At 72.2% G+C, this 996-nt stretch carries 1 protein-coding gene; it reads left to right on the top strand.

Annotated features, from left to right (window positions below; all coding sequences use genetic code 11):
* Positions 1–996: condensation domain-containing protein (locus DSY14_RS27865; protein WP_249188585.1), on the top strand; the 996-nt coding region annotated here is incomplete at both ends.

Below are 996 nucleotides of genomic sequence, written 5' to 3'. Positions count from 1 at the left end.
TTGCCGGGGTTCGAGGTGGTGGAGTGTTCTCCCGGTGAGGTGGACGCGCTGGTGGGGGAGTTCGCGCGTACGCCGTTCGACCTCGCGGTGGACCGTCCGCTCCGGGTCCGCTACTTCGACTGCGGTCCCGGTGGTTCGGTGCTGGTGGTGTTGGCGCACCACATCGCGACCGACGGCTGGTCCGAGGGTGTGTTCGTGCGGGATCTGGGGCGGGCCTACGCCGCTCGCCTCGCCGGTGGGGCGCCCGAGTGGGAGCCGCTGCCCGTGCAGTACGCCGACTTCGCACTCTGGCAGCGGGACGTCCTGGGTTCGCCCGAGGACCCGCACAGCCTCCTCGCCCAGCAGACGGACTTCTGGCGGAGTGCCCTGGAGGGGGCACCCGGCGCCCTAGGGCTGCCCTTCGACCGAGCGCGTCCGGACACACCCACGGGTCGGGGCGCTCAGGAGACCCTCGACCTCGACGCGGACCTGCACGCGCGCCTGCTGGCGGTGGCCGGTGCGCACGGTTGCACGCTGCTCATGGTGGTGCAGGCCGCGTTGGCGGTGACCCTGTCCACGGCCGGCGCCGGCGAGGACGTGCCGTTGGGCACCCCGGTCGCCGGTCGTGACGAGGAGGCCTTGGAGGACCTGGTGGGGTTCTTCGTGAACACCCTGGTGCTGCGCACCGGGGTCAGCCCGGACCAGACGATCGCGGGTCTCCTCGCGGAGGTGCGCGAGGCCGACCTGCGTGCCTACGCCCACCAGGACGTGCCCTTCGACCTGTTGGTCGAGGCCCTCAACCCGGAGCGCGTGTCCGGACGCCACCCGCTGTTCCAGGTCACCGTCGCGGTGAACGGAGCCCAGGGGGAAGGCGCGGACACGGAGTTCGCCGGGGCGGTGAAGGCGGAGTTGGTCCCCGTGGACACGGGTGTGGCCAAGTTCGATCTCGCGGTGGGTTTCGTGGAGCGCCGGGATGGTTCGGGCGGGGCGGCGGGGCTGTCGGGGGTCGTGGAGTAC

The sequence above is a fragment of the Nocardiopsis sp. MG754419 genome (assembly GCF_018207095.1).
In the GTDB taxonomy this organism is placed as follows: domain Bacteria; phylum Actinomycetota; class Actinomycetes; order Streptosporangiales; family Streptosporangiaceae; genus Nocardiopsis.
Note: the sequence above shows the minus strand (reverse complement) of the source record. Positions and strands in the feature narration are given on the sequence as shown.